1 pseudogene is annotated in these 509 nt (G+C 41.3%); it reads right to left on the bottom strand.

Annotated elements, in window-relative coordinates:
* Positions 1–509 (bottom strand): annotated as a pseudogene (locus tag R8O10_RS27715) (hypothetical protein); the annotation flags it as partial.

The raw sequence follows: 509 nt of genomic DNA, 5'->3' as shown, positions 1-509 counted from the left end.
ACAGGAAACCGTCTTTGCTTCTGAAAAGTTCAGGGACAGAGTGATCGCTTCATTCTCCTTTAGCCTGACGGAGCGTAAACGCTGATTGATCTCATCGTCACTGATTTCAAAGAATGTTGAAGCAAAAGACTTCACAAAATCAATAGATGCAGAAGACGTTTGCACAGCTTTTCTGAGCAGCTTGAACGCATGCTCTATTAACTCATCACTGTTGATGTCTAGCTTACATGCCTGAGACGTTAAGTAGACTTCTTGAAATATAGGGAGCATATCGATCAAATCTATCGGGTGGCCTGAGATGAGCAACTCCTTTTTATATCGGATGGCTGTGGCTATGGCATCGGTGATTTCGTGTAAATCAGTCGATGCGTAAATACAGATTGAACTCACACAACGGTTGTAGACGTGGTTATTAATGAGTACTTCACTCGGAGATCGTATAGCTAAGTCATCACGTGCTTCGGTATCTTTTATAACATCCTTTTCATTCTTAGTAATGTGAAGTCTAA

It is taken from the genome of Vibrio sp. 1727, assembly GCF_033344415.1.
Lineage (GTDB): Bacteria > Pseudomonadota > Gammaproteobacteria > Enterobacterales > Vibrionaceae > Vibrio > Vibrio alginolyticus.
This window is presented reverse-complemented; position numbering and strand designations above follow the sequence as displayed.